The following is a 1,310-nucleotide window of genomic DNA, read 5'->3' on the forward strand; positions in this document are numbered from 1 at the left end:
GGTTGATGTGCACGGTGAAGGTCGGTTTGACGTTCTCGGCCACCGAGGTCTGGTCGGCCGTAATGGTGACCTTGACCAGGTCGCCTTCGTTGCCGCCACCTGGGTTGCTCGGGGTACCTGGGGTGCCTGGCTCGTCGGTGACAGTGGTGCTGACCTGGGTTTTGTCCAGGGTCAGGTTTTCGAACTTGCCAACATCCGCGCCAGCAACGGTGGCGATCGAGTTGACCACGGCAGGGTTGCTGCCGACGTAGACGTTGTCCGGAGCAGTGACAGTGATGCTGCCAGTAGTGCCGTTCGCCGGTACGGTGATGACAGTTTTACCGTCGCTCAGCGTGAAGGTCAGAGCCGAGTGGTTGTTGATCGGCAGGCCATCTTTGTTGGTCAGGGTGATGGTGTAGGTGATTTCGCCACCTTCCGTCACCGACTCAGAGGCCGTCAGTTTGGCCACGACTTCGTCGGTGGTGTCAGTGACTTCCACCTTCGCAGCGCCGCCCAGCTCCAGGTTCTCGAAGGTACGGCCATCGATATCCACAGCCGATTTGACGCCCAGGCTGATTTCACCCGAGTCCTTGTAGACGTCGTCACCCTGCGCTACGTGCTCATACGGCGCGCTGGTGTCACCGGCTTTGATGGTCACCTTGGCATCGTTGCTCAGGGTCACGACCAAGTCGTGATCCAGCGGCTGGTTGATGTGCACGGTGAAGGTCGGTTTGACGTTCTCGGCCACCGAGGTCTGGTCGGCCGTGATGGTGACCTTGACCAGGTCGCCTTCGTTGCCGCCACCTGGGTTGCTCGGGGTACCTGGGGTGCCCGGCTCGTCGGTGACAGTGGTGCTGACCTGGGTTTTGTCCAGGGTCAGGTTTTCGAACTTGCCAACATCAGCCCCATCGACGCTGGCGATCGACTTCACGACTGGGTCGTTCGCGCCAGCGTAAACGTTGTCCGGCGCGGTGACGGTGATCGAACCAGTAGTGCCGTTCGCCGGCACGGTGATGACAGTTTTACCGTCGCTCAGCGTGAAGGTCAGAGCCGAGTGGTTGTTGATCGGCAGGCCATCTTTGTTGGTCAGGGTGATGGTGTAGGTGATCTCACCACCTTCGGTCACCGAAGGTGTTGCAGTCAGCTTCGCCACGACTTCGTCAGTGGTGTCAGTGACTTCCACCTTCGCCGCGCCGCCCAGCTGCAGGTTCTCGAAGGTACGACCATCGATATCCACAGCGGACTTGATACCCAGGCTGACTTCACCGGCATCTTTATAGACGTCGTCGCCCTGGGCAGCGTGCTCGTACGGCGCACTGGTGTCGCCGGCC

At 60.5% G+C, this 1,310-nt stretch carries 1 protein-coding gene; it reads right to left on the reverse strand.

Annotated elements, in window-relative coordinates:
* Window positions 1-1,310, reverse strand: a 1,310-nt coding sequence (locus DMX11_RS25785) for an immunoglobulin-like domain-containing protein (RefSeq protein WP_371921807.1), incomplete at both ends; no start/stop codon positions are given.

This window comes from Pseudomonas sp. LB-090624 (genome assembly GCF_003205205.1).
Taxonomy (GTDB): Bacteria; Pseudomonadota; Gammaproteobacteria; order Pseudomonadales; family Pseudomonadaceae; genus Aquipseudomonas.